The organism is Pseudovibrio sp. Tun.PSC04-5.I4 (assembly GCF_900104145.1).
In the GTDB taxonomy this organism is placed as follows: domain Bacteria; phylum Pseudomonadota; class Alphaproteobacteria; order Rhizobiales; family Stappiaceae; genus Pseudovibrio.
On sequence record NZ_FNLB01000004.1, the window covers coordinates 56167 to 78151 of the forward strand.

General features: G+C 49.9%; 19 protein-coding genes, 2 pseudogenes and 1 riboswitch. Of the genes and pseudogenes, 17 read left to right on the forward strand and 4 right to left on the reverse strand.

All coding sequences use genetic code 11. The features are described 5' to 3' along the window. The first annotated feature begins 177 nt into the window (after positions 1 to 177). The 10 genes from BLS62_RS03905 to BLS62_RS03950 all read left to right on the forward strand — a co-directional run bounded on the left by BLS62_RS03905 (position 178) and on the right by BLS62_RS03950 (position 8441). Positions 178 to 1257, forward strand: coding sequence for an NAD(P)H-dependent flavin oxidoreductase (locus BLS62_RS03905; protein ID WP_093177310.1), 1080 nt, complete (start codon positions 178 to 180; stop codon positions 1255 to 1257). Between the two features lie 164 nt (positions 1258 to 1421). Continuing rightward, positions 1422 to 1542: riboswitch (TPP riboswitch) on the forward strand. A 116-nt stretch (positions 1543 to 1658) separates the two neighbouring features. Then, positions 1659 to 3458, forward strand: coding sequence for a phosphomethylpyrimidine synthase ThiC (gene thiC, locus BLS62_RS03910; RefSeq protein WP_093177313.1), 1800 nt, complete (start codon positions 1659 to 1661; stop codon positions 3456 to 3458). Then, entirely contained in the window at positions 3455 to 4423 is a 969-nt protein-coding gene (locus tag BLS62_RS03915) for an FAD-dependent oxidoreductase (protein ID WP_093177315.1), read from the forward strand. Before thiC ends, BLS62_RS03915 begins: the two co-directional genes overlap by 4 nt. Then, positions 4392 to 4589 (forward strand): sulfur carrier protein ThiS, encoded by a 198-nt coding sequence (thiS, locus tag BLS62_RS03920; RefSeq protein ID WP_093177317.1) that lies wholly within the window; start codon positions 4392 to 4394, stop codon positions 4587 to 4589. Before BLS62_RS03915 ends, thiS begins: the two co-directional genes overlap by 32 nt. Before the next feature lies 1 nt (position 4590). Beyond that, positions 4591 to 5358, forward strand: a complete 768-nt coding sequence (locus BLS62_RS03925) for a thiazole synthase (protein ID WP_093177319.1) — start codon at positions 4591 to 4593, stop codon at positions 5356 to 5358. Next, entirely contained in the window at positions 5358 to 5951 is a 594-nt protein-coding gene (locus BLS62_RS03930) for a thiamine phosphate synthase (RefSeq protein ID WP_093177321.1), read from the forward strand. Before BLS62_RS03925 ends, BLS62_RS03930 begins: the two co-directional genes overlap by 1 nt. Further along, complete coding sequence (locus tag BLS62_RS03935) at positions 5948 to 6907, forward strand: HesA/MoeB/ThiF family protein (protein WP_093177324.1); 960 nt, start codon at positions 5948 to 5950, stop codon at positions 6905 to 6907. Before BLS62_RS03930 ends, BLS62_RS03935 begins: the two co-directional genes overlap by 4 nt. 155 nt (positions 6908 to 7062) lie before the next feature. After that, the gene (locus tag BLS62_RS03940; protein ID WP_093177327.1) at positions 7063 to 7749 is read left to right on the forward strand and encodes an IS6 family transposase; all 687 of its coding nucleotides are present in this window, start codon (positions 7063 to 7065) and stop codon (positions 7747 to 7749) included. Between the two features lie 154 nt (positions 7750 to 7903). Beyond that, positions 7904 to 8155, forward strand: coding sequence for a type II toxin-antitoxin system Phd/YefM family antitoxin (locus tag BLS62_RS03945; protein WP_093177330.1), 252 nt, complete (start codon positions 7904 to 7906; stop codon positions 8153 to 8155). After that, positions 8145 to 8441 (forward strand): type II toxin-antitoxin system RelE family toxin, encoded by a 297-nt coding sequence (locus BLS62_RS03950; protein WP_093177333.1) that lies wholly within the window; start codon positions 8145 to 8147, stop codon positions 8439 to 8441. Before BLS62_RS03945 ends, BLS62_RS03950 begins: the two co-directional genes overlap by 11 nt. Positions 8442 to 8867: 426 nt before the next feature. Here the strand turns inward: BLS62_RS03950 and BLS62_RS03955 are convergent, their stop codons facing one another. Beyond that, complete coding sequence (locus BLS62_RS03955) at positions 8868 to 9584, reverse strand: IS5 family transposase (protein ID WP_244283509.1); 717 nt, start codon at positions 9582 to 9584, stop codon at positions 8868 to 8870. Positions 9585 to 9779: 195 nt separating this feature from the next. Here BLS62_RS03955 and BLS62_RS03960 point away from each other — a divergent pair, with 195 nt between their 5' ends. From BLS62_RS03960 to BLS62_RS03990, 6 genes and pseudogenes are all read left to right on the forward strand, one after another. After that, the gene (locus BLS62_RS03960; protein WP_159436486.1) at positions 9780 to 9959 is read left to right on the forward strand and encodes an RbsD/FucU domain-containing protein; all 180 of its coding nucleotides are present in this window, start codon (positions 9780 to 9782) and stop codon (positions 9957 to 9959) included. Positions 9960 to 10123: 164 nt separating this feature from the next. Then, positions 10124 to 11089 (forward strand): AraC-like ligand-binding domain-containing protein, encoded by a 966-nt coding sequence (locus BLS62_RS03965; RefSeq protein ID WP_093177339.1) that lies wholly within the window; start codon positions 10124 to 10126, stop codon positions 11087 to 11089. A gap of 138 nt (positions 11090 to 11227) precedes the next feature. After that, positions 11228 to 13219 (forward strand): copper amine oxidase, encoded by a 1992-nt coding sequence (locus BLS62_RS03970; protein WP_093177342.1) that lies wholly within the window; start codon positions 11228 to 11230, stop codon positions 13217 to 13219. Between the two features lie 304 nt (positions 13220 to 13523). Next, positions 13524 to 14228: pseudogene (locus tag BLS62_RS03980) on the forward strand (IS6 family transposase). Between the two features lie 183 nt (positions 14229 to 14411). After that, positions 14412 to 15425: an AraC family transcriptional regulator gene (locus BLS62_RS03985; protein ID WP_093177345.1), complete on the forward strand. Its 1014-nt coding sequence runs from the start codon at positions 14412 to 14414 to the stop codon at positions 15423 to 15425. Positions 15426 to 16119: 694 nt separating this feature from the next. After that, a complete protein-coding gene (locus BLS62_RS03990; RefSeq protein WP_093177347.1) occupies positions 16120 to 18507 on the forward strand; it encodes an autotransporter domain-containing protein in 2388 nt (795 codons plus the stop codon). 261 nt (positions 18508 to 18768) lie between these two features. On the opposite strand, the gene BLS62_RS03995 is transcribed toward BLS62_RS03990, so the two are convergent. The 3 genes from BLS62_RS03995 to BLS62_RS04005 form a co-directional block, all read right to left on the reverse strand. Continuing rightward, entirely contained in the window at positions 18769 to 19137 is a 369-nt protein-coding gene (locus tag BLS62_RS03995; RefSeq protein ID WP_200798460.1) for a MerR family transcriptional regulator, read from the reverse strand. Positions 19138 to 19242: 105 nt separating this feature from the next. Continuing rightward, positions 19243 to 20001, reverse strand: a complete 759-nt coding sequence (locus BLS62_RS04000) for an SDR family NAD(P)-dependent oxidoreductase (protein ID WP_093177353.1) — start codon at positions 19999 to 20001, stop codon at positions 19243 to 19245. A 95-nt stretch (positions 20002 to 20096) separates the two neighbouring features. Further along, positions 20097 to 20495, reverse strand: a complete 399-nt coding sequence (locus BLS62_RS04005) for a Cif family virulence factor (protein WP_093177356.1) — start codon at positions 20493 to 20495, stop codon at positions 20097 to 20099. A gap of 771 nt (positions 20496 to 21266) precedes the next feature. Between BLS62_RS04005 and BLS62_RS04015 the strand changes: the two are divergent. Then, positions 21267 to 21966: pseudogene (locus BLS62_RS04015) on the forward strand (IS6 family transposase). Positions 21967 to 21985 lie beyond the last annotated feature (19 nt).

Below are 21985 nucleotides of genomic sequence, written 5' to 3' on the forward strand. Positions count from 1 at the left end.
CTTGGATGGAGGAGCCGTTCTATGTCTTTTCGCTCAGTAATTAATTCTGGAATTGCAGAATACATTACGAGCGAAACCAGAGCGCAACGAAAACGCAGCTCCTTCGAAAAACAACGAAGTTGACGAGGTGAGAGAGTGTCAAGTTCATAACACGCCATAGCATAGGGAGAAATTTTCATGCGACTCAACTCTAAACTACTCGATCTTTTGGGCATTGAGCTGCCGATCATTCAAGCGCCGATGGCGGCGGCAAGCGATTCTAAGATGGCTGTTGCCGTGGCCAAAGCTGGTGGTTTAGGTTCACTTCCTTGCGCCATGCTCGGCATCGACAAGATGCGTGCCGAGATCGAGGCCTTTCGAGAGCAGACCGACAAACCTTTAAACGTTAATTTCTTTTGCCATATCCCCCCGACACCTGATCCCCTGCGTGTGAACACCTGGAAGCAGCACCTTTTGCCTTACTATGAGGAATTGGGATTAGATCACAACGCAGCTGCTACCGCCGTAGATCGCCTTCCCTTCAATGAAGCAATGTGCGAGGTCGTCGAAGATCTCAAGCCTGAAATTGTCAGCTTTCATTTCGGTGTACCAAGCGAAGCTTTGCTTGATCGTGTCAAAGCGAGTGGTGCTGTTATTCTAGGTTGCGCAACAACGGTTAAAGAAGCCTGCTTTCTGGAGGCTAAGGGCTGTGATGCTATTATCGCCCAAGGCTACGAAGCCGGCGGGCACCGTAGCATGTTTTTAACTGATGATATTGCCACTCAAACAAGCACCTTTGCTCTAGTCCCGCAGACTGTTGATGCGGTTAATGTGCCGGTTATTGCAACGGGCGGCATCGCCGATGGTCGAGGTGTGGCTGCTGCTTTTTTACTCGGTGCAACTGCAGTTCAAATCGGCACGGCTTATCTCCTCACACCGGAATCGCTCATTTCTGATCTGCATCGAGCAGCGCTAAAAACAACCAGTGTCGATAATACAGCGATAACCAACGTATTTTCAGGTAGGCCAGCCCGCGGAATTATGAATCGGATGATGCGTGAGAATGGACCAGTGTCCGACATAGCTCCAGCTTTCCCAAGAGCCGGAGATGCCCTTGCGCCGTTAAAAGCGGGCGCTGAAACCAAAGGTAGTACTGATTTTAGTTCACTTTGGGCCGGACAGGCTGGAGCGTTGTCTATTGAAATTGGGGCACACGCGCTCACTCAGAAATTAGCGAATGATGCGGTGCAACGGCTGAAATCAATGGTGGACGCCTGAACGATCAATCAACAGAGCAGCCAAATACGCGCGGCCAATTTCAGGTTAAGTTGATAGCCCTCTAAAATGTGTTCAGTGCGGGATTTTGGACTCGTCTTCAGGTTAATGTGACGGCACCGTCTCAATAAGGTTGCCTTGACAGTTGTTCATAATCGTTCTAGCTAAAACGCATGCAGGGGAGTCTCACTTAGGAGACTGAGAGGCTGACGGAGCGAAAGCTCGGCGACGCGACCCTTTGAACCTGACCCAGTTGATACTGGCGTAGGAAGCGAGGATTGTGTGCATCCCACCGGGATTTTCTTTTGTAACGGCGCAATCCAGCAAGCAGGGTATTCCTGTCTGTTTCCCAGCCAAAATTCATCTGGTGTCTTTTTCGAGTTGTTGACTTGAGGAGCACCACAATGAACATCCCAAATCCCCAAATTACAAAAGGCGGTTTGCCTGCTTCCCGCAAAATCTACGTAGAAGGATCTTTGCACCCAGATATCCGCGTTCCAATGCGTGAGATTTCGGTTCACCCAACAGCTGGCGAACCACCACTTCCGGTTTATGACAGCTCAGGTCCCTACACAGACCCTAAGGTTCGAACAGGTATCTGTCAGGGGCTAACTCCGTTAAGGCGCCAGTGGATTGAAGCGCGCAATGATACAGAGGTGTATGTAGGGCGCGATATCAAGCCAGCAGACAACGGCTTTGTTCAAGGCGATCGTTTGACTCCGGAGTTTCCGGTTAAACCAATCCCTCTTCGCGGGAAGGGTGATAAAGCTGTTACCCAGCTTGCTTATGCACGTGCAGGCCTAATCACCCCAGAAATGGAATTCATCTCCATTCGTGAAAACCAGATGCGAGAATCCGTTGCTGAAGAGCGGTCAGGCAATGACTGGGGGGCAAACATTCCAGACTATGTTACCGCCGAGTTTGTACGCAGTGAGGTTGCTGCTGGCCGAGCGATTATTCCTGCTAACATCAACCATCCAGAGAGCGAGCCAATGATCATTGGCCGAAACTTCCTCGTAAAGATCAATGCAAACATGGGCACGTCAGCCGTAACCTCCTCTATGGAAGAGGAAGTTGACAAGATGGTCTGGGCAATCCGCTGGGGTGCGGACACTGTGATGGACCTATCTACCGGACGTAACATCCATAACACTAGAGAATGGATCATCCGCAACAGCCCCGTTCCAATTGGTACGGTGCCGCTTTATCAGGCGCTGGAGAAGGTCAACGGCATAGCAGAAGATCTAACCTGGGAAGTCTTCCGTGACACACTGATTGAACAAGCGGAACAGGGCGTCGATTACTTCACGATCCATGCCGGCGTTCGCTTGCATATGGTTCCAATGACGGTCAATCGAGTGACCGGTATTGTCTCACGCGGTGGATCCATCATGGCCAAGTGGTGCCTGCATCATCACAAGGAGAGCTTTCTTTATGAGCGCTTTGATGAGATCTGCGATATTTGCCGTCAATACGATGTGAGCTTTTCTCTTGGAGATGGCCTGCGCCCCGGTTCCATTGCAGATGCAAACGACGAAGCGCAGTTTGCAGAACTTGAAACACTTGGTGAGCTAACTAAGATTGCTTGGGCCAAAGACTGTCAGGTGATGATTGAAGGGCCGGGCCATGTGGCCATGCACAAAATTAAAGAAAATATGGATAAGCAGCTGGAATGCTGCCACGAAGCTCCATTCTATACGCTTGGACCTCTCACCACCGATATTGCACCGGGTTATGATCACATCACCTCGGGAATAGGTGCAGCCATGATTGGCTGGTTCGGCTGTGCCATGCTTTGCTATGTCACCCCAAAAGAGCATTTAGGTCTGCCTGATCGTGATGACGTAAAAACCGGTGTCATAACCTACAAGATTGCTGCCCATGCAGCCGATCTTGCCAAAGGTTTGCCGGGGGCACAGCGGCGTGATGATGCTCTTTCCCGTGCACGGTTTGAGTTCCGTTGGGAAGACCAGTTCAACCTTTCACTGGACCCGGATACAGCACGTGAATTTCATGACCAAACCTTGCCAAAGGACGCTCACAAAGTTGCGCATTTTTGCTCAATGTGCGGACCTAAGTTCTGTTCCATGCGGATTTCTCACGATATTCGTGCGGAAGCGCAGAAAGAAGGCATGGAAGCTATGGCCGCGAAATTCCGCGATGACGGCGAACTTTACATGCCCGTTCTGGAGCCAAGTGAATGATCACAATCGCAGGTGCAGGCCTTGCAGGTCTTGCCTCAGCCTATGAGCTTGCCAAACGGGGCAGAGGCGTAAGGGTATATGAGCTTGGAGAAGGCCCCGGTGAAAACAGCGTTGCCCGGTTTGCCGGGGGAATGCTAGCTCCCTATTGCGAGCGCGAAAGTTCTGAAGAAGACGTTGTGACCCTTGGAGTAACTGCAGTGGACTGGTGGGCGAAGGTTACTCCCGTCATCCGCCGGGGAACACTTGTTGTTTCCCCGCCTCGCGACCGTGCTGAGTTGACACGATTTGCCCGTCGCACTTCCAATTTTCAGGAGGTGGACGGCGAAAGTATTGGAAAGCTGGAACCTGCTCTGAAAGGACGATTTCAAAAGGGACTCTTTTTTCAAGATGAGGCTCATTTGGACCCTCGCAAAGCGCTTGTTGATCTAACCAGCAAAGTTCAGAGCATGGGAGTAGAGATTATCTACGGCTCCCATGCTCCAGCCAATGTGGATTTGAACTGTACAGGCACAGCAGCTGCTCTATCTGCCCTGCGACCTGTGCGGGGGGAGATGGCTGTTCTTCATTGCCCGGAGGTTGAGATTACGCGCACCTTGCGTTTGCTCCATCCTCGTATGCCTCTTTATCTTGTTCCACGTTCAGACAACCACTTCATGATCGGCGGAACGATGGTGGAAAGTTCATCCAACAGAGCACCAACCCTGCGTTCGCTTTCTGAGCTAATGAGCGCTGCTTTTACCCTTCATCCAGCCTTTGCAGAGGCTAGCGTGGTGGAAATCGGGGCTGGTTTGCGGCCCGCTTTTCCAAACAACTTACCTCGCCTTATCGAGCAAGACGGCACGCTTTATCTCAATGGGCTTTACCGACACGGCTTTTTGCTCGCACCCGCTATGGCGCAACAAGCAGCCCAAAGACTTCTTTCGGAGAGAACAGATGAAAATCATCGTGAACGCAGAACAGCGTGATGTAAGCGGCTGCACGCTGGCCAAAGCTCTGGAAGAGCTGGACTTCATCAGCACAGCAATTGCAACCGCCCTCAATGGTTGTTTTGTACCGAGGGAACAACATGCAGAAACCACCCTGTCAGAGGGTGATCGGCTGGAAGTCCTCGCACCAATGCAGGGTGGTTGATATGATCATCTACGGAGAGGAAATAAACTCACGCCTGCTGCTTGGCACTGCCCAGTATCCATCCCCGGTCATTTTGAGTGCCGCGATCAAATCCAGTGGAACCGACATCATCACGGTATCCTTACGGAGAGAGACAGCAGATGGGTCTGGTGCTGGCTTTTGGGATCTGTTCAAAAACACTGGCTGCAAAATCTTACCCAACACAGCTGGCTGTCATTCTGTGCAGGAGGCAGTAACAACGGCACACATGGCGAGGGAATTGTTTGAGACTGACTGGATTAAGCTAGAGGTCATTGGAAACTCTGACACCTTGCAGCCAGACGTCTTTGGATTGGTTGAAGCGGCGCGAATTCTGAACGCGGATGGTTTCAAAGTGTTCCCCTACACCACGGATGATTTGGTTGTTGGAGAAAAGCTAGTGGAAGCAGGATGCGAACTACTTATGCCTTGGGGCGCGCCTATTGGCTCTGGCCAAGGACTGCGCAACCCTGATGCATTGCGCACCATGCGAGCCTACTTTCCGGATATCCCTCTCATCGTAGATGCCGGGATTGGTCGACCTTCTGATGCAACACTGGCCATGGAGTTGGGTGTGGATGCAATCCTCCTCAACACGGCAGTTGCTAAAGCCGGAGACCCAACCGAGATGGCGCGGGCAATGGCACTCGCTGTCGAGGCTGGCCGTGCGGGCTATAACGCTGATCCGATGGAACGCCGTGATATGGCAGTTCCTTCAACACCTGTTCTCGGCATGGCGGAGTTGTTGTAATGGAACGATTTTATCTCATTGTCGGACATGTAGACTGGATTGAGCGCCTTGTTCCACATGGAGTAAAGCTGGTTCAGCTGCGTATTAAAGACGAACCAGAAAAAGAAGTGCATCGGCAGGTAAAACTCGCAAGGGAACTGTGCGCGCATCTGGGCGCACAACTGGTCGTCAATGATTATTGGCAAATGGCGCTAGAATTGGGCTGTGATTTTGTCCATCTAGGGCAGGAGGATATGGATACCGCCGACTTTGCTGCCCTTCGCAACGCAGGTATCCGATTTGGCCTTTCTACCCATGATGAAGGCGAACTGGAGCGGGCTCTATCTTTCAATCCAGAATATATCGCTTTGGGGCCTGTTTATCCTACCCTACTAAAAAAGATGAAGTGGGCGCCACAAGGCTTGGATCACGTCACACGCTGGAAAAGCATTGTTGGAAGCACTCCTTTGGTTGCCATTGGCGGACTAACTCCGGAGCGATTACCCGATGTCTTTGCGGCAGGTGCAGATAGCGCCGCTGTGGTGACTGACATCCAACGTGCTGCAGATCCTGTGCTAAGAACCAAAGAATGGGTGGAGGCGTGTAGGCCATGAAACGCTACACTCGCCAAATGATTTTGCCCGAAGTTGGGACTAAAGGGCAAGATCATCTTGCTCAATCTCATGTGCTGGTCGTCGGAGCCGGGGGCCTTGGTTGCCCAGTCCTTCAATATCTTACAGGAGCTGGTGTCGGAACCATCACCTTGATAGACCCTGATGTGATTGAGGAAAACAATCTCCACCGCCAACCACTTTACAGCATGGATGATATCGGCAAAAGCAAGGTTGAAGCCGCAGCCAGCCGTCTTACCGCTTGCAATCCTGAGATCGAACTACACTCCTTCATAAGCACAGTTAACTCAGCCAATGTCGCCGACCTTGTTAGGCGTGTTGATCTGGTGATTGATGCAGCCGACACCTTTGCTGCCTCCTACACACTCTCAGATGAATGCAGGCGCCAGAGAAAGCCGCTTATCTCAGCCTCGGCTCTCGGGCTTACAGGGTATGTGGGTGGTTTCTGTGGTGGAGCGCCCTCACTACGGGCGGTGTTCCCAAATCCTCCTGACAATTCGGCAAGTTGCGCCACGACTGGTGTAATGGGGCCTGTGGTGGGAACTCTGGGTACATTGCAAGCCCAAATGGCCCTTGCTGTATTACTCAAACAATTCCCAAGCCCATTGGGGCAACTTACCACCGTGAACCTCCGAGACTTCAAGTTCGGCGGATTTTCATTTCTAAGCGCGAAGGAACCCGATTGGTACGCCCCCTTCATAGCATTATCTGAAATCCGACCTGAAGACGCGGTTATAGAACTTCGCGGAACAAAAGAAGTCCTTACTCCAGCTGTCAGAACAGCCCAACGAATATCGCCCGAACAACTTAAAAAATACGAGTTCCACTCAAAGCAACGCATCATATTATGCTGCAAAACAGGCCTTAGATCATGGAAAGCTACAAAAGAACTCAATGAACGTGGTTACAAGAATATAGCTCTGTTTGCAGATGGTTGATGAACATAGAGGTGTTGCATTAATCTAAATCAGCTTACAACTTGCCCTTACCCAGTAAATTCGGTTCTGTCGCAAACTTTTATGGGTCTTGCACGACATGTGGCTGATTGTCTACAACACAACGGCTATGTAACCATGCATTAAGGATTGCTGCTGTGATTAGTTTCAAAGGAAACCACTACCCCAATGACGCGATCTTATATGCAGTTTTCTTTTACGTTCGCTACTCGGTTTCCTACCGCGACCTTGAGGAGATCATGCAGGAGCGTGGGGTTAAGGTTGACCACGCCACGCTTAATCGCTGGGTAGAGAAATACGCGCCTCTCATTGCAGCAGAGGCCAAGAAGCAGAAACGTCAGGTTGGCACATCCTGGCGAATGGATGAGACCTATATCAAGGTCAAAGGCAAATGGGTGTATCAGTACCGGGCCGTTGATAAACAGGGCAAAACCGTTGATTTTATGCTCTCTGAAACACGGGATGAAGAGGCCGCGACCCGTTTCTTTGAAGAAGCTATCGGCAACAATATTTTGCCAGAAAAAGTAGTGATGGATAAAAGCGGAGCAAACAAAGCCGGGTTAACCAACATCAATATTTGCCACTTCCTGTCGGGGTGCTGGCTTTCCTTCATTGACATTATTCAAGTCAAATACCTCAACAATATCGTTGAACAGGATCACCGCTTTATCAAGCGCATCACCAAACCCATGATGGGATTTAAGGCCTTCCGATCTGCAGCGGCTACGCTGGATGGCATTGAGGTGGCTCACATGATCCGAAAAGGGCAACTGGGACAGGAAGACGGTCCAGCCTATCGTCAGTTTATAGCACTCGCAGGATAACTATGCCCAGACAGTAGGTGTATTCTAACCGCCTCTAAAATTTGCGACAGAACCCTCTTGAACTCTCTTGCCTAAATGATCTATATTTAGTACCTTTATTAGAGTCATAATGTGTTCTATAAAGAAATCCAATTATAGGTCTGGAGGTCAAGCAATGAACTTTATCCATGCGGATCTAACCGCCAGCGTCACTGAACTGAAGAAAAACCCGTCAGCGCTGATTGCCAATGCAGCGGGCTCTCCGATCGCTATCCTCAACAACAACTCCCCAGCGGCCTACCTGGTTCCTGCAGAAACCTATGCCGCCATGATTGAAGCTTTGGAAGATCTTGAGCTTACCAAGGTAGCAGAGCAACGCCTTGAGGATGGGGGAGTTCCGGTGAAGGTCAATCTTAATGACCTCTAAATACGGGCTCGAATTTCATCCGAAAGCACTGAAAGAGTTCTCTAAACTTGGAGCTCCCATTCGGGAGCAGTTTAAGGCCAAACTCGCGAAGGTCCTTGAAGAACCACATATTCCATCAGCAATGCTGCGCGGTGGATTGAAGGGCACTTACAAAATTAAGCTTCGCGGCTCGGGGTTTCGCCTCATTTACAAGGTAGAGGAAGAACGACTGATCGTTCTGGTTTTGTCGGCCGGTAAGCGCGACAAGAGTGCAGCCTACGAGCGTGCGCAGGAGCGAGTTAGCTGACGTGTGACGGTATAATAAAGTTTGTAATCTCAGTTGAGTGCTAAGCTTCTGACATTACTAATTTTATGAAGGTACTTAGCAAAATTGGCGCTCTCGGTCCGATGCAAACACCACTAATCCTTGCTGTTAAACCCTTGTCCAAATGCCTGGACTAGACGTTTCAGATTCCATTATCACAAACGTAGTCGGGGACTTAGAGGGCTCAAATCTTCGCAATTGCAGCGTACAGCGAGGGGCGCTGTTGCACAATTCGAAATTAGCTTGCCCAATCCCATGCATCTGATCATGCAGAAACCTTCTCGAACGTGGCGCGTCCGAGGGCCGTCATTGTGTTGAGAACGGCGACGCCAAGTTTTGCCTCTGTCCTCTGATTGTTCAATTTTCGTGACCTGAGCGTGGTCCCTATCACCTGCTTAAAGCGGCCCATCAAGGTTTCGCCTCGAGACCTTCGGCCATATCCGGTTTGCTTTTGCCAAGACATCCCGCCGTTCTTTTGAATGGCAAGAATATCCCGATCGCGAGCAGTGGGGGCGGTGGCAGCCACAAGGCTGGGGCAACTGTTTTGGGTGGTGGAATGATGACCTCGATATCTTCAAAACGGTCTGCTAATTCTTGTCTCACAGGCGTCCCATCATAAGCGTCATCACCGAGAAATGTGGCAACTGTATCTTCGATCTGATCCAACAGATCCGGCACAGCGGTTGGATCGGAAACCGTATCCTCAGTCAGTTCAGAACATACGATTTCGCCGGTATTCAGATCAAGGCAAAGGTGAAGTTTGCGCCAAGTTCTGCGCTTTATCCTGGTTCCATGCTTGGTTTCCTGCCATTCTCCGGCACCAAAGATCTTAACGCCTGTACCATCGATTACCAGCGCTATTGGCTCAGAGTTCGTTCGCAGTTTGGGATTTGAAAGTTTCAAGCCATCTGCGCGGCGCGACAGGGTTGAAAAGTCAGGAACCGGTAAAACCAACTCCATCAAATGGAACACAGATCGCACAAACCCTTGAGTCTGCCTCAAAGCAAGGCCGAATACGACCCGGATCTGCAAACAGGTTTCAATGGTAAGCTCTGAAAACTTGGCGGGTTGTCCACGCCGTTGGTTCTTGGGTGCAAACCAAGCCTTGGCAGCGCTCTCTTCAATCCAACCCGTTTATCTCCGCGACGACGCAAGCTTTCATTATACTTCGACCAGTTCGTCACTTTGTATTTGGCTTTGGCAAACTTATGTCGGCGATCAGCATTGGCTTTAAACGGCATGAAGTGAATCTTCATTGAAGGAAATATCAGCCGGAATAGACGCCCGAAGTGAATTTATACAGCAGCGCCCCCACCAGAGGTGATTGTCGCATTTCAGGAACTGCTCAAGGAACATACCGAGGCTCAAATCCGGCTCAATTACGTGGATCGATCCCGGTTCTATGAAAATGCAAGAAACGCTTATGCGGTGATTCAGACAGGCGAAACCCGCCACTATGGCAATATCTGCTTGATGAAAGGCGTTTTGCCAGAACATTGATTTGACATTTGTGCGGAGGACCTCTCTGTTTTTCACCAAGTAGTTAGCTGAGAATACGAGGAGCTGATGCACCATCTCCTCGGCCATTTATAGGAAAATGCATATATCTGACTTGATTGATTTTTGAATTCTTTCTAGCATTCCCTAAGGGTAGGGAGACGCCTTTGAGTATTCAGATACCTACAAGTCAGAGATGCCGATTTGATCTGGACGAGTGGAACACGCGCCTGACGGATATCTGCGGGCATTTTATCACCAAGACGGAAAATGGCCGCGTCAATGGCAATGCATCACTGTTGAGTTGCGGTGAAGTGGACTGCGCGCGCGTTACCCACGATGCGAAGGAAATCACTCGGAATGTAGCCGAAATCAGTAAGGATGGCGAGGCTTACTATTTTCTCATCCTGCAAGTAGCCGGCGAAGCAGAGTTGGAGCAAAACGGCCAAACAGCCCTGCTCTCTAAACCGGGAGATATGACGCTCATTGATTCAATAAGGTCCTCCGTTTTCCGTGCAAATACAAAGCGTGGATCTGACCAAGTTTCTATTCATATTCCGCGTCACCTGCTCCACCATCAGTTCAATTCCACATATGCCTGCGGCAAGAAAATTTCTGCTTCTTCCGGTGCTGGCCAGCTCATCAATGCCCACTTAAACATGTTGCTAACCTCAGAACACGGCAGCCAGGCGCAGTGTCTGCTCTCCCGCGCGTTTAATGACGTCATCAGCGCCACCTTTTTGCAGGAAGAGACTGCCAATCTTCAGGAGGGGTATGGCAAACTACAGATCCTCCTCGGCCTTATCCATGATCATGCATTGGATGAGAGCTTCAATGTTCAGGAACTTTCCAAACTCTCCAACATGTCACGAAGCAGCATTTACCGGTTGTTTCGTGAGCACGGTTTCAGCTGTAACGAACAGATTGCTAAAGTACGGGTGGGCCGGTTCAAGCGCGAACTCTCCCGCAGGCTTTATTCTAAGCAAGAGTTCCGCATATCGCAGATGGCCTATGAATTCGGGTTTAAGGACCTTTCAACCTTCAACCGGGCCTTTCGGGCGCAAGTTGGCATGTCTCCGCGCAATTTTGCGGAGCAGCTGCGCAATTTTGCGGAGCAGCTGCGCAAGAACTGAATGTGCGCTGGAACTATATGCATAGTAAATTGCTCCAGATGCGAAGACACAGCGCCCTTTACTCATCTAAGCTCCAGTTGGACGGATTGGGGAGTTAAAGCATGACGAGTGCGCACCCCACTTATTGGGAGGGATACAATGATTGCGAAAATGCTGGGAGGCGTATTAGCGGCTTCACTGCTTTCGACGGCAGCGATCGCGGCAAGTCCACATCCGCTGGACGGTTTGACGGGAGACGAACTGAATGCGGTGCGGGCGACACTAATAGAGGCAAATGCTGCGAGTGATAAAACACTATATCCATTGATTGAGCTTCTGGAACCACACAAAACTGCGGTTCTCTCCAACGCGACTGATGGCAGTTTAGATCGCCGTGCAACGGTTCATTTTCAAGAATCTGGAACATTTCAGCAAGCAGTCGTGAACATCACGAAGGGCACAGTTGAAAGCAAATCCCCGCTGGAAGGCCAGCCCATGGTAATGCTGGCCGACTTTATGTCTGCCATGGATATTGCACTTGGTGATGAGCGTATGGTTGCAGGCCTTGCCAAGCGCGGACTGACACCGGATGACGTATACTGCCTGCCTCTCACAGCGGGTAACTTTTTTACAGACGTTGAGAAGGGCAAACGCCTGATGAAGGTGCCCTGTTATCTCAATCCAACTGGCTCCAACTTCTATGCAAAGCCGATTGAAGGGCTTGTGGCTGTCGTTGAACTGTCTGAGCGCAAAGTACTTGAGGTGTTGGATGAGGGCGCTGTGCCTTTGCCGGAAGACGCCTGGGGTTACACCGAGGACGAAGTTGCAAAGCGGACGGCTCTTCGCGCCAAAACCAATCCAGCCCGGTTGGAGCAAAAAGGTGGCCCCAACTTCACCATTGATGGCAGTGAGATCACCTGGGATATTTGGAAAATGCGCTACCGGGTTGATAAGCGCCCCGGCCTCGTGCTCTCGCAAATCAAAGCGAATGATGGCAAAGACTGGCGCTCTGTTTTGTATCAAGCATCCCTTTCTGAGGTATTCGTGCCCTACATGGATCCTTCTCAGGGTTGGTACTGGCGCACCTATATGGACAGCGGCGAATACGGCTTTGGCTTATTCCTGACACCACTGCGCAAAAGCGTTGATTGCCCAAGCTACGCAACTTTCTTGCCCGCACTGATCCACGACGACATGGGCCAACCACTCGAAATTCCAGATGCAATTTGTATCTTCGAGCGTGATATCGGAAACCCGGCATGGCGGCATTTCGAGGTCTTTGCTCAGTCTGAGACAGAATTCGTACCAGCCGCAGGACGCCCAGAAACTGAGTTGGTGATCCGCACAGCCTCTGAGGTGGGCAACTATGACTACTTGATTGACTATCGCTTTAAGCAGGATGGAACCATCTACCTGAAGGTAGGCGCGTCTGGTCTGGATGCAGTGAAAGGTGTTGCCTCTAAAACGCTAAACGATGCAACGGCTGCAGAAGATACCAAGTACGGTTCGCTGATTGCACCTTATCTGGTTGCCCCTTTCCACGACCATTACTTTAACTTCCGCATGGATTTTGATGTAGACGGTCCGGAAAATACCATGATGGTGCAGGAGATTGTTGCAGGGGAGCAACCAAAAGGTATCCCGCGTCGTTCCCTTTGGACGGTAAAAAACACACCCGTCAAAAGCGAGATGGAGGGCCGGTTCCGTCTGAGTTCCATGAAGCCAAAGGGCTTCATGCTGATGAACAACAGCGTAGATGGGTATTTGGGGCATAAGCCAGCCTACATGATTCACCACGGCAGCGTTGCCTATGCTCCGTTGGATTTTGAGAATGATGCACCGTTCGTCCGTAACCGCTACATTGAGTACAGCGTATGGAACACAGCCTATGATCCAAGCGAGCGTTATGCTGGTGGAGCTTTGGCGATGGGGTCTGACGGATCTGATGGTCTGGCCGAGTGGGTGAAGAAAGACCGCGACCTCATGAATAAGGATGTGGTGACGTGGTTTACTGCTGGCTTCCACCACGTACCGCGTTTGGAAGACTGGCCAGTGATGTCGACGGAGTGGAAGACCATTCACATTCAGCCGATGAACTTCTTCCCCCGCAATCCGGCGCTTACCATTCGGTTGCCGGATGCCCCGAGTTAAAGACTATTCCCGCTAAGTGAGCTGGGTAAGACCATAACCGCTCCCTTTTTTGGGGACCAAAACGACCTCCTTTGGGCGCTAGGTCTATTCTGACGCCCAATTTTTCCATGAAGGCCTGCATCCACGCCCAAAGGCCATGCCATTTAACCCCGCAGACGATATTGCCATCAACGATCACGGAGAGTATCCAAACGGGCCCTGTTGCAAATAATATTCGGATGCCTGATGTTTGGGTAAAGCAAGAGGTATTCTAGGGTGCTATCAAGTTAACTCTGGGATCAGTCCTGCATAGTAAGTGTTGAGTATGACTTCAGCACCGATCAGTTACAAACGCCACCGTTTTCCGCCACAGATTATCTCCCATGTTGTTTGGCTCTATCACTGCTTCTCCCTCAGCCTGCGCGAGGTCGAAGAGATGCTGCTGGAGCGCGGCATAACCCTGTCATATAAAACCATCCGCCAGTGGGGGATCAAGTTTGGCCCAGCTTACACTCGTCAGTTGCGACGCAAAAGAGCACAAAGCACGGATATCTGGTATCTTGATGAGGTTGTGATCAAGATACAGGGCCAGCGATACTATCTGTGGCGGGCCGTTGATCAGGATGGTTACATTCTGGATGAAATCCTTCAAAAACGGCGCAATACCAAGGCTGCCAAACGTTTGTTGACCCGTCTGCTATCAAGCCAGGGAGTTGCTCCAAAGTGAATGATCACAGGCAAGCTTGGGTCTTATGGAGCGGCGAAACGCAAGGTGATGCCGGCTGTTGAGCACCGCAGCCACAAAGGCTTAAACAATCGTGCGGAGAACTCGCATTTGTCTTTGTAAAAACGAGAGCGAGCCATGCAAAAGTTCAAGTCGCCGGGCCAGCTTCAAAGATTTCTGGCAACCTTCTCCGGCTTGCGCAATCTTTTCGTTCCACCTCACCACCAACGGTCCGCAATCGACATTTACCTCCACCGCATCAACGCTTTCTCACAATGGAAACAAGCCGCTATGCTTGACGTCTAAAATGTGTCCGAAGAAAACGATTGCGGCTATATTCAGGTTAAGTTGATAGCGCCCGCCACAAGCGTAATTTTGCAACAAGGCCCGTTGTTGCGGCTCACCTCAAACAACTTGGCAATGCCGGTGAATTTTGATCTATACTTCAATAATAATCCTACTGATTTTGATATAGAATAAAGGCACTTTATGTCGCATGCCTCTGTTGCAGATTTGGGATATTTCAGCTCATCCAACATACTTTGGAGTGATTGGGTTGAGGCGCATGATCATATGTCCTGCGCATCTATGAATGCGACATATTGTGAAAATACTGAGAATTTCCGTGCCAATGTTTCAGGCCGTATTTTAGGCACCGCAGCCATTGGCAACGTACGTGCGAAAGCCAACACGATTCAAACCAACTTATCCCGCTCCACTGGCAATGAGATAGACGCCATTTATGTGCAATATGTACATCACACCACCGGCTGTTGTATTCTGCGGGACAAGAATGAAATTCCAGTCGCCTCTGGAGATCTTCTTCTCATGGATATGGCCGAACCCCTCGAAGTCATTCATGGCGATTATGAAACAACTTCTGTAATTTTGCCGCGATCAACTTTGAAAAGCATCCAAGTTTCACAAAATATTTATCCAATTCAACTGCTTGGAACTCATGACCCATCTGCTATCTTTTTACGTAATCTGTTGGGTACTCTCAAAGGGCAACTACGTTATCTGGATACGAAGAGCGTTATCACTATTCTGCAATTTGTGGGTGAACTTGCGGTGATGAAACTTGAAAATATAGAGCTCTGCGATGTTCCCGAACTTCAGCAAAAGAGCGCTGATTATTTAAAGCGGCTGAAAGCAAAGGTCATTTTGCGCCGATACCTAGCGAATCCGGATTTCACAGGAAATGAGCTAGCAAAGCTCATGGGTGTGTCCCGCTCTACGCTTTTCCGCCTATTTATAAACACAGGCGGCGCGGGCCAGTACCTTAAGCAAATACGGTTGCTAAAGGCGCGTTATTTGCTTCACCATGCACCACACTTAGATGTCAAAGAAATCTCAGGGCTTTGCGGTTTTAAACGCGCTAGTGGATTTTCTCGGGCTTTCAGGTCTGAGTTCGAGCTCAGCCCCTTGCAGGTACGTGAACATATGACACGCGAAGAAACAAACGCAATGGTTGCCTATGCAACTTGGATACTGGGCAACTAGCCAGAAACGAGCTTGTTTCTTACCCTGTTTTGCTTTGGCAAACCTTTTGAAAGCGCGAAGAGTTATAAATCACGCTCATTCCTACCTTTCCTTTATACACAGACCGCATACCCCTGTGTTCCAGATGATGTGTTTTTCGGCAGAAACGCTTACCCTGGTGTGCCGTGAAAACTTTAGCCGAAAATACTTTGAACTCCACCGCTCTAGCGGTTATTTTAGCACAAAATCAATGCTTTAATTTGTTACCGCGTGGATGGTTGCGCAAATTATAGGCCGGGTAAACTGAGCTTTGCTGGCCTCCTTCATTTCTTTGAGATGGGGCATGTGACCACCTGGTGTTTCCAGCATTACCAAATCGACTGCAACTTAGAAGATCCGTTCTTTTCTAAAGGCGGGTGAGGTGTGCCTGCTGAGTGCTGAAAAAGCTTTGTGTCCACGCTGTATTTAATGAGGAACCTCATGCTCGATTTGCCGGCCCCTATTCACCGAACCCATTTGCGAAACACAACAATACGAGTGAGCGTATTTGCCCTGCTCATGGCTCATGGAATTCAGTTTGCCTCTGCACAATCAAAATACATTCAAGGTGATCCCGTTAGCGTAAGCAGCACGGGGTCATCAGACTATCCAAGCCTTTGGACCGCCGGTACTTTTGTTGTCGGCAATTCGTCGAGTGGAAGCTTACGCCTTGAAAATGGGGGGCAGGTCGCAGCCACCGGCACCTCCGACGCAAAACGTATATCTAGGAGGTATTATGCCAACACTTCGAATTGATGCTCCAAACACCTTTATAAAGTGGCATAAACTCACGGCACTATTTTTCGTTGTGTTAATGACCAGTTTTGCTTGGTTGCTAGCAAATGCAACTGCAGGAACCATCAACTGTCCTATATCTACAGCGAATTTCGTAACAACTATCAATATAAATTTGGATGACGAAACCTGTGTTGATAACTCAAATGGAGCCATCTCACAGATCTCAATTAAGAACATATCCCACCTTAACCAAATCGAAATTACAACTTATAAAAATAACAGCACCCCCGGCGCTGGTGTCTCCAATTTGAAAATCAATGACGATTCATTCACTCCAGATGGATCTGGGAAAATCGTAGCTCCGTTTGGTCAATGCGCTCAAGGCGGTCCAGGATGTGATCTGAACGTCAGTGGAGAGTTTGGCACTACTGGCACATTTTCATTTAATTTATCTGTACCAGGCGGTTTCACTGGAGATGTAACACTCAGCCCGATTACGACTGGAAGCATTAGTACACCAGACACTATTTCAATCACGTCCGGTAGTGGTCAGGATACGGCAATTTCCTCAAGCTTTGGCAATCCGTTGATCGTCACGGTTTCGGATTCAGGCAGCAATCCGGTTTCGGGAGAAACTGTGACGTTTACATCGCCGAGCGGCGTGGCTGGTTTGAGCTTAACGACCCAAACGGCAACAACAAATGCCTCAGGCCAAGCCTCCCTGAGTGCCACAGCAAATGCGGTAGCAGGCGGCCCCTACACAGTCTCAGCCTCAGTCACTGGAGTGGTCGCGTCGGCGGACTTTAGTCTGACCAACAATGCTGGTGAGGCAGATGCTATTTCTGTTGTGTCCGGTAGTGGTCAATCCGCGGAACTAGGCAAACCATTCGGCTCTCAGTTAGTGGTCGTTGTTAAGGACCAAAATAGTAATGTTACGCCAGATGTTTCTGTTGTATTTGAGGCTCCAGCATCGGGCGGTTCCGTGGTTTTCGCCAGTTCGGGTACAAACACTGAGACAGTTTTGACAGACGCCGATGGCTTAGCCACATCCTCCGCAATGACAGCCAATCTAATTTCATCTGAGTTTTTGGGAGAGAATACATTCTCAGACTATTCGGTCACTGCGAGAGTAAATGGGATCACGGCTGCAAGTTTCTCACTCACCAATACACGCAGTTCAGAGGCGGATATTGCACGTACCAGACAAGTAATTGCAACCTTTACAGCAAACAGAGCAGACCGAATTATTGCGGAACAGCCGAATATGGTTACCCGGTTGCAAAGTGGCTCCTTTGGCAACCAAAAAGGAATAAATAACTTATTCTATGATGTGTCGGAAAACAGCCAGAGTGCTTCCTTTCAGTTTAGCCTGGCGGCTTTTCAAAACCGGGCACATAAGAAACAAGATGAAGCCGCAAATGAAGCGGTTCAGCGTATCGCAAATAGCTTTTCCTTGCTTGGGTTTGCGGAACAAGGACAAAGCGCAGGCGGTGCCAATGAGCAAAGTATATTTGAGGCAGTTGCAAACTCTGGCGCCCAAACACAAGCTGAAGTTTCCGGCTTTGATTTTTGGGCACAAGGGACCTATGCTCGTGTCAACAACAATGATTATATCAGTGACAATGGTCTCTTTTTTGCTGGCCTCGACTATCGTTACAAAAATATCGCTCTTTTTGGACTAATGGCACAACTGGACATTTCAGAAGAAGAGAATAGCAGTGCCGGCACCTCGGCAAGGGGCGTTGGCTGGATGGTTGGGCCCTATTCAGTTGTTCGCTTACATCAGAACCTGTTTTTTGATGCACGTGCTACCTATGGTACTTCAAGCAATGATGTGAATGCGCTTGGCATTTTTGAAGATTATTTTGATACGGTGAGGTTTCTTTTGCAGGCAGGACTAACTGGAGATTTTTCGCTAGGCGTTACAACAATCAATCCATTTGCACGTCTCACCTACTACTATGAACAGCAAGAAGATTATACGGATTCTCTTAGAAACCTCATTCCAAGTCAGGATTTCGATTTGGGGCGGTTAGAGTTTGGCCCGCGTGTTTCTTTTGATTACACCACAGAGGACGGGATGATGTTCTCACCGTTTTTCTCACTCTCAGGGATCTGTGACTTCAAAAAACTTCAAAACAATATACCGACGGATGCAGTACTAGCCTCGTCGGATGAAGATATCAGAGCCCGTATAGAAGCTGGAACCAAAGTGCTGATACCTTATCGCGGCATAAGCTTGGAAAGTGAGGGCTTTTATGATGGCATTGGGGCGTCAGATTATGAAGCCTACGGTGCGAGAGTGAACATGCGCATACCTTTCTAGGGATGCGTTGAGGATACATGTAAAAACTGGTCACAAGGCGCTGTGTGGCAGTGACCGGATCAATTTGGTTATCTCACCGATGATGCCTCGGCTCGCTTTTCCCTTAATTTTCTCTTCGATTTGACGAACGCTGAGGTCCGTTTTTGCAGCAAGCTGTTCGATTTCGGCGACGATATGGGGTGAGACGAGCGGGCGGGCTGCTTGCCCCGGGACTTGGCAGCGCGCATACCGGCAGTCCCGCGCTCGCTGATAAACGAGGATTCAATGGCTGCTTAAGGTGGCGAGCCCGTTTCTTAGGGTGACCAGTCGGTCCAAAACAGCGCTGTGTTTTTGATCAAGCTCCGCTCGCAGCCGTTCAATGTGCTCAAGCTTCTCTGTCAGCTTTTCTATGCCACCTTCGCACGGGCCTGCGCCGTCGCCCGAGAGACATGCGCTCATGGAGCGGATTTCTCGGGTTGAAAAACCCGTTGCGATAAAATCGCGAATACGTCCAGCGCGGCGCAAATCCGCTTCGCTGTAGCTGCGATACCCGTTCACCGTGCGCCCCACATCAAGCAGGCCTTCTTTCTCGTAGTGGCGCAACATGCGTTGTGTGACACCTAATTTCTCGGCCGCCTCTTTGCTGCGCATATGAGAAGTCCTCCGTCTTATGTTGACATACATGTAAACGTTGCAGCTGATATTCAAGAGCAACCGGATGACCAAAGGGGTCATCCGGTTGCCGGCCGGTCAGCTTCAAAGTGACCAGCCGCCATCAATGGTCAAGACCTGCCCAGTCAACCACTCATTCTCAGAGCTTCCAAGACGTAAAATCCAAGGCACGATGTCGTCCGTTCGGCCCCGACGTCCCAGCGGCACCTGCGCGGCTTCCTGCGCCTCGATTTGTTTTGCCATCTCTGCCGGAAGCCCCATAAACCCAGTCAGTGCGCCGCTCTTTACGGGCCCTGGGGCAATCGCATTTACGCGAATGCCCTCACTGGCAAGTTCGACTGCCCAGGATTGTGTCAAATGCTCGAGCGCCGCTTTGGTTGCTGCATAATGTGCGAGCATTGGTGCAACCCGCCGTGACACTGCCGTGCTGATATTCACGATTGCGCCCTTACTATTGGTGAGCGCCGCTTTGCCCGCCTGTACCAATTGGGACGGAGCGACGATATTCACAGCAGACATGTGTGCAATGATATCAGCTTCATAAGCCTCCGCAGGCAGCGGCTGTCCTGCCCCTGAATTGTTCACGATCAGATCCAGACGCCCCCAATGAGACATTGCAGCATCAACGATCTGCGCTCCGCTATTTGCGTCAGAGCTGTCCATTTGTAGTGCTTCAATATTGCCACTCAGCGCTGCAACATCCGCCAGTTTACCTGCATTGCGCCCGGTAATCAGGACCTTTGCACCTTGTTCGGCGAGTTTGATCGCAGTCGCTTGGCCGATACCAGAACTGCCACCCGTGACAATTGCCACCTTGTCTTGCCATACATCACTATTTTTCATTTCGCCTTGCCTTTAATTGTACACCAGTCAGAGAAGAATGCCGGCAACGCTCCGGCTGCCGACAGAAGTGTCTGTTGGTTGAAAGTGGGCTTTACTCAGGCGGCTTCAGCGTCTGGACGGCTGAAGTTCACTTCCCGGATCACTTGCCAGCGACCATCTTCGAAAACGAAATCAATGCTGAGTTCGATATGCATCTTGGTCCCGTCCAGCGGGATTTTTCGGGAAATGAGTACATGGCCGCGATCACCGTTTACAGTCAGGCTGTGGATCTTGGACCACATGTGCTCTTCAGGGATTTTGTCTTTGAAGACTTCCTTCAGCATTGCCATTAAGTCTTGCTTTTGCAGGGTGAAGAGACGTCCTTCAATGCTTAGATCCATCACAACAATATCTTCGTGATAGATCGTATCCAGCTCTTCCATGTTTGCGCTGGTGCCGTATTTCATAAGGTCTTGCACCCTGGCCCGCAGCGCATCTGTCATCTTTTCAGTCATCTCGCGTAATCTCCTATCTGCGAATCTGTTGATGTCGATAGGAAGAACGCCTAACGCGTTGACGCTAACGTCAGGGTCAACGGTTTTTTTTGGTCTGACCCAAACTATTAAAAAATTCGCCGTTCATATTAAATGCAGCATCGGTCGATATGAGCTCTAACCCGATATTGGTTGCAAATTACCGAGTGGCTAAGTTTGAAGCCTTACGCCATAGATGAGAGATGACCTTCGGCAGCCATATGAAATTAACGTCACCTATACCACTGATATCGTTGAGTATTAATTATGGACCTGTCTACAAACGGTGCAGATTGTGTGAGAACGCATCTCCCCAAGGCAAATTATTGAAAGCCATATGAGTTGATTGGATTTTCTTGTTTGGGCGGCTTGAGCCCCGAAATATGCTGTTTATGCGAACTTAGGAGATCGTTTATGGGCAGATTTAGCAAGCAAAAGCCGTCATCTGGCTTTGATCGCCTGAATTAACCCGGCGGCACCGACAAGAGTTAAGGCCCAACGGATATTGTAGGCCAGTGCTGTCAGGCTAAACTCGGCCCTTACATTTTCAATTCGACGCATAAGAAAGTCCCTTTGCCCCATCCATTGCTTGATCGAGCCTTCCAGAGGCGGCTGATGCAAGGCCTGGGAAGGCTGCTCCCACAATTGCGGGGGCAACGAACGCGCCCACTGCAATGGTTGTGTCGCAAACTTTTTCAGTCTTGCGTGACATGAGGCTGATTGTCTAAAACACTAGGGCTCTGTAACCATGCGATGAGGATTGCTGCTGTGGTCAGTTTCAAAGGAAGTCACTACCCCAAAGACGCGATCCTATATGCGGTTTTCTTTTACGTGCGCTACTCGGTTTCTTACCGCGACCTTGAGGAGATCATGCAAGAACGCGGGGTTGAGGTTGATCACGCCACGCTCAATCGCTGGGTGAAAAATACGCGCCTCTCATTGCAGCAGAGGCCAAGAAGCAGAAACGTCAGGTTGGCACATCCTGGCGAATGGACGAGACCTATATCAAGGTTAAAGGCAAATGGGTGTATCAGTATCGGGCCGTTGATAAACAAGGAGAAACCGTTGATTTCATGCTCTCTGAGACCCGGGATGAAGAGGCTGCGACCCGTTTCTTTGAAGAAGCCATCGGCAACAATATTCTACGGAAAAAGTGGTGATGGATAAAAGCGGAGCAAACAAAGCCGGGTTAACCAACATAAATATTTGCCTCTTCTTGGCGGGCCGCTGGCATTCCTTCATTGACATTCTTCAAGTCAAATACCTCAACAATGTCGTTGAGCAGGATCACCGCTTTATCAAGCGCATCACCAAACCCATGATGGGCTTTAAGGCCTTCCGGTCTGCAGCGGCGACGCTGGATGGAATTGAGGTGGCTCACATGATCCGAAAAGGGCAACTGGGACAGGAAGACGGTCCAGCCTATCGTCAGTTTATAGCACTCGCAGGATAACTATGCCCAGACAGTAGGT

Excerpts from the sequence above, each read along its gene's own strand:
- BLS62_RS03915 (WP_093177315.1), top strand. The coding sequence starts at position 3,455 with ATGATCACAATCGCAGGTGCAGGCCTTGCAGGTCTTGCCTCAGCCTAT.
- BLS62_RS03925 (WP_093177319.1), top strand. The coding sequence starts at position 4,591 with ATGATCATCTACGGAGAGGAAATAAACTCACGCCTGCTGCTTGGCACT.
- BLS62_RS03970 (WP_093177342.1), top strand. The coding sequence starts at position 11,228 with ATGATTGCGAAAATGCTGGGAGGCGTATTAGCGGCTTCACTGCTTTCG.
- BLS62_RS04005 (WP_093177356.1), bottom strand. The coding sequence starts at position 20,495 with ATGACTGAAAAGATGACAGATGCGCTGCGGGCCAGGGTGCAAGACCTT.
- BLS62_RS03950 (WP_093177333.1), top strand. The coding sequence starts at position 8,145 with ATGACCTCTAAATACGGGCTCGAATTTCATCCGAAAGCACTGAAAGAG.
- BLS62_RS03945 (WP_093177330.1), top strand. The coding sequence starts at position 7,904 with ATGAACTTTATCCATGCGGATCTAACCGCCAGCGTCACTGAACTGAAG.
- BLS62_RS04000 (WP_093177353.1), bottom strand. The coding sequence starts at position 20,001 with ATGAAAAATAGTGATGTATGGCAAGACAAGGTGGCAATTGTCACGGGT.
- BLS62_RS03990 (WP_093177347.1), top strand. The coding sequence starts at position 16,120 with ATGGGGGGCAGGTCGCAGCCACCGGCACCTCCGACGCAAAACGTATAT.
- thiS (WP_093177317.1), top strand. The coding sequence starts at position 4,392 with ATGAAAATCATCGTGAACGCAGAACAGCGTGATGTAAGCGGCTGCACG.
- BLS62_RS03985 (WP_093177345.1), top strand. The coding sequence starts at position 14,412 with ATGTCGCATGCCTCTGTTGCAGATTTGGGATATTTCAGCTCATCCAAC.
- BLS62_RS03905 (WP_093177310.1), top strand. The coding sequence starts at position 178 with ATGCGACTCAACTCTAAACTACTCGATCTTTTGGGCATTGAGCTGCCG.
- thiC (WP_093177313.1), top strand. The coding sequence starts at position 1,659 with ATGAACATCCCAAATCCCCAAATTACAAAAGGCGGTTTGCCTGCTTCC.
- BLS62_RS03995 (WP_200798460.1), bottom strand. The coding sequence starts at position 19,137 with ATGCGCAGCAAAGAGGCGGCCGAGAAATTAGGTGTCACACAACGCATG.
- BLS62_RS03930 (WP_093177321.1), top strand. The coding sequence starts at position 5,358 with ATGGAACGATTTTATCTCATTGTCGGACATGTAGACTGGATTGAGCGC.
- BLS62_RS03935 (WP_093177324.1), top strand. The coding sequence starts at position 5,948 with ATGAAACGCTACACTCGCCAAATGATTTTGCCCGAAGTTGGGACTAAA.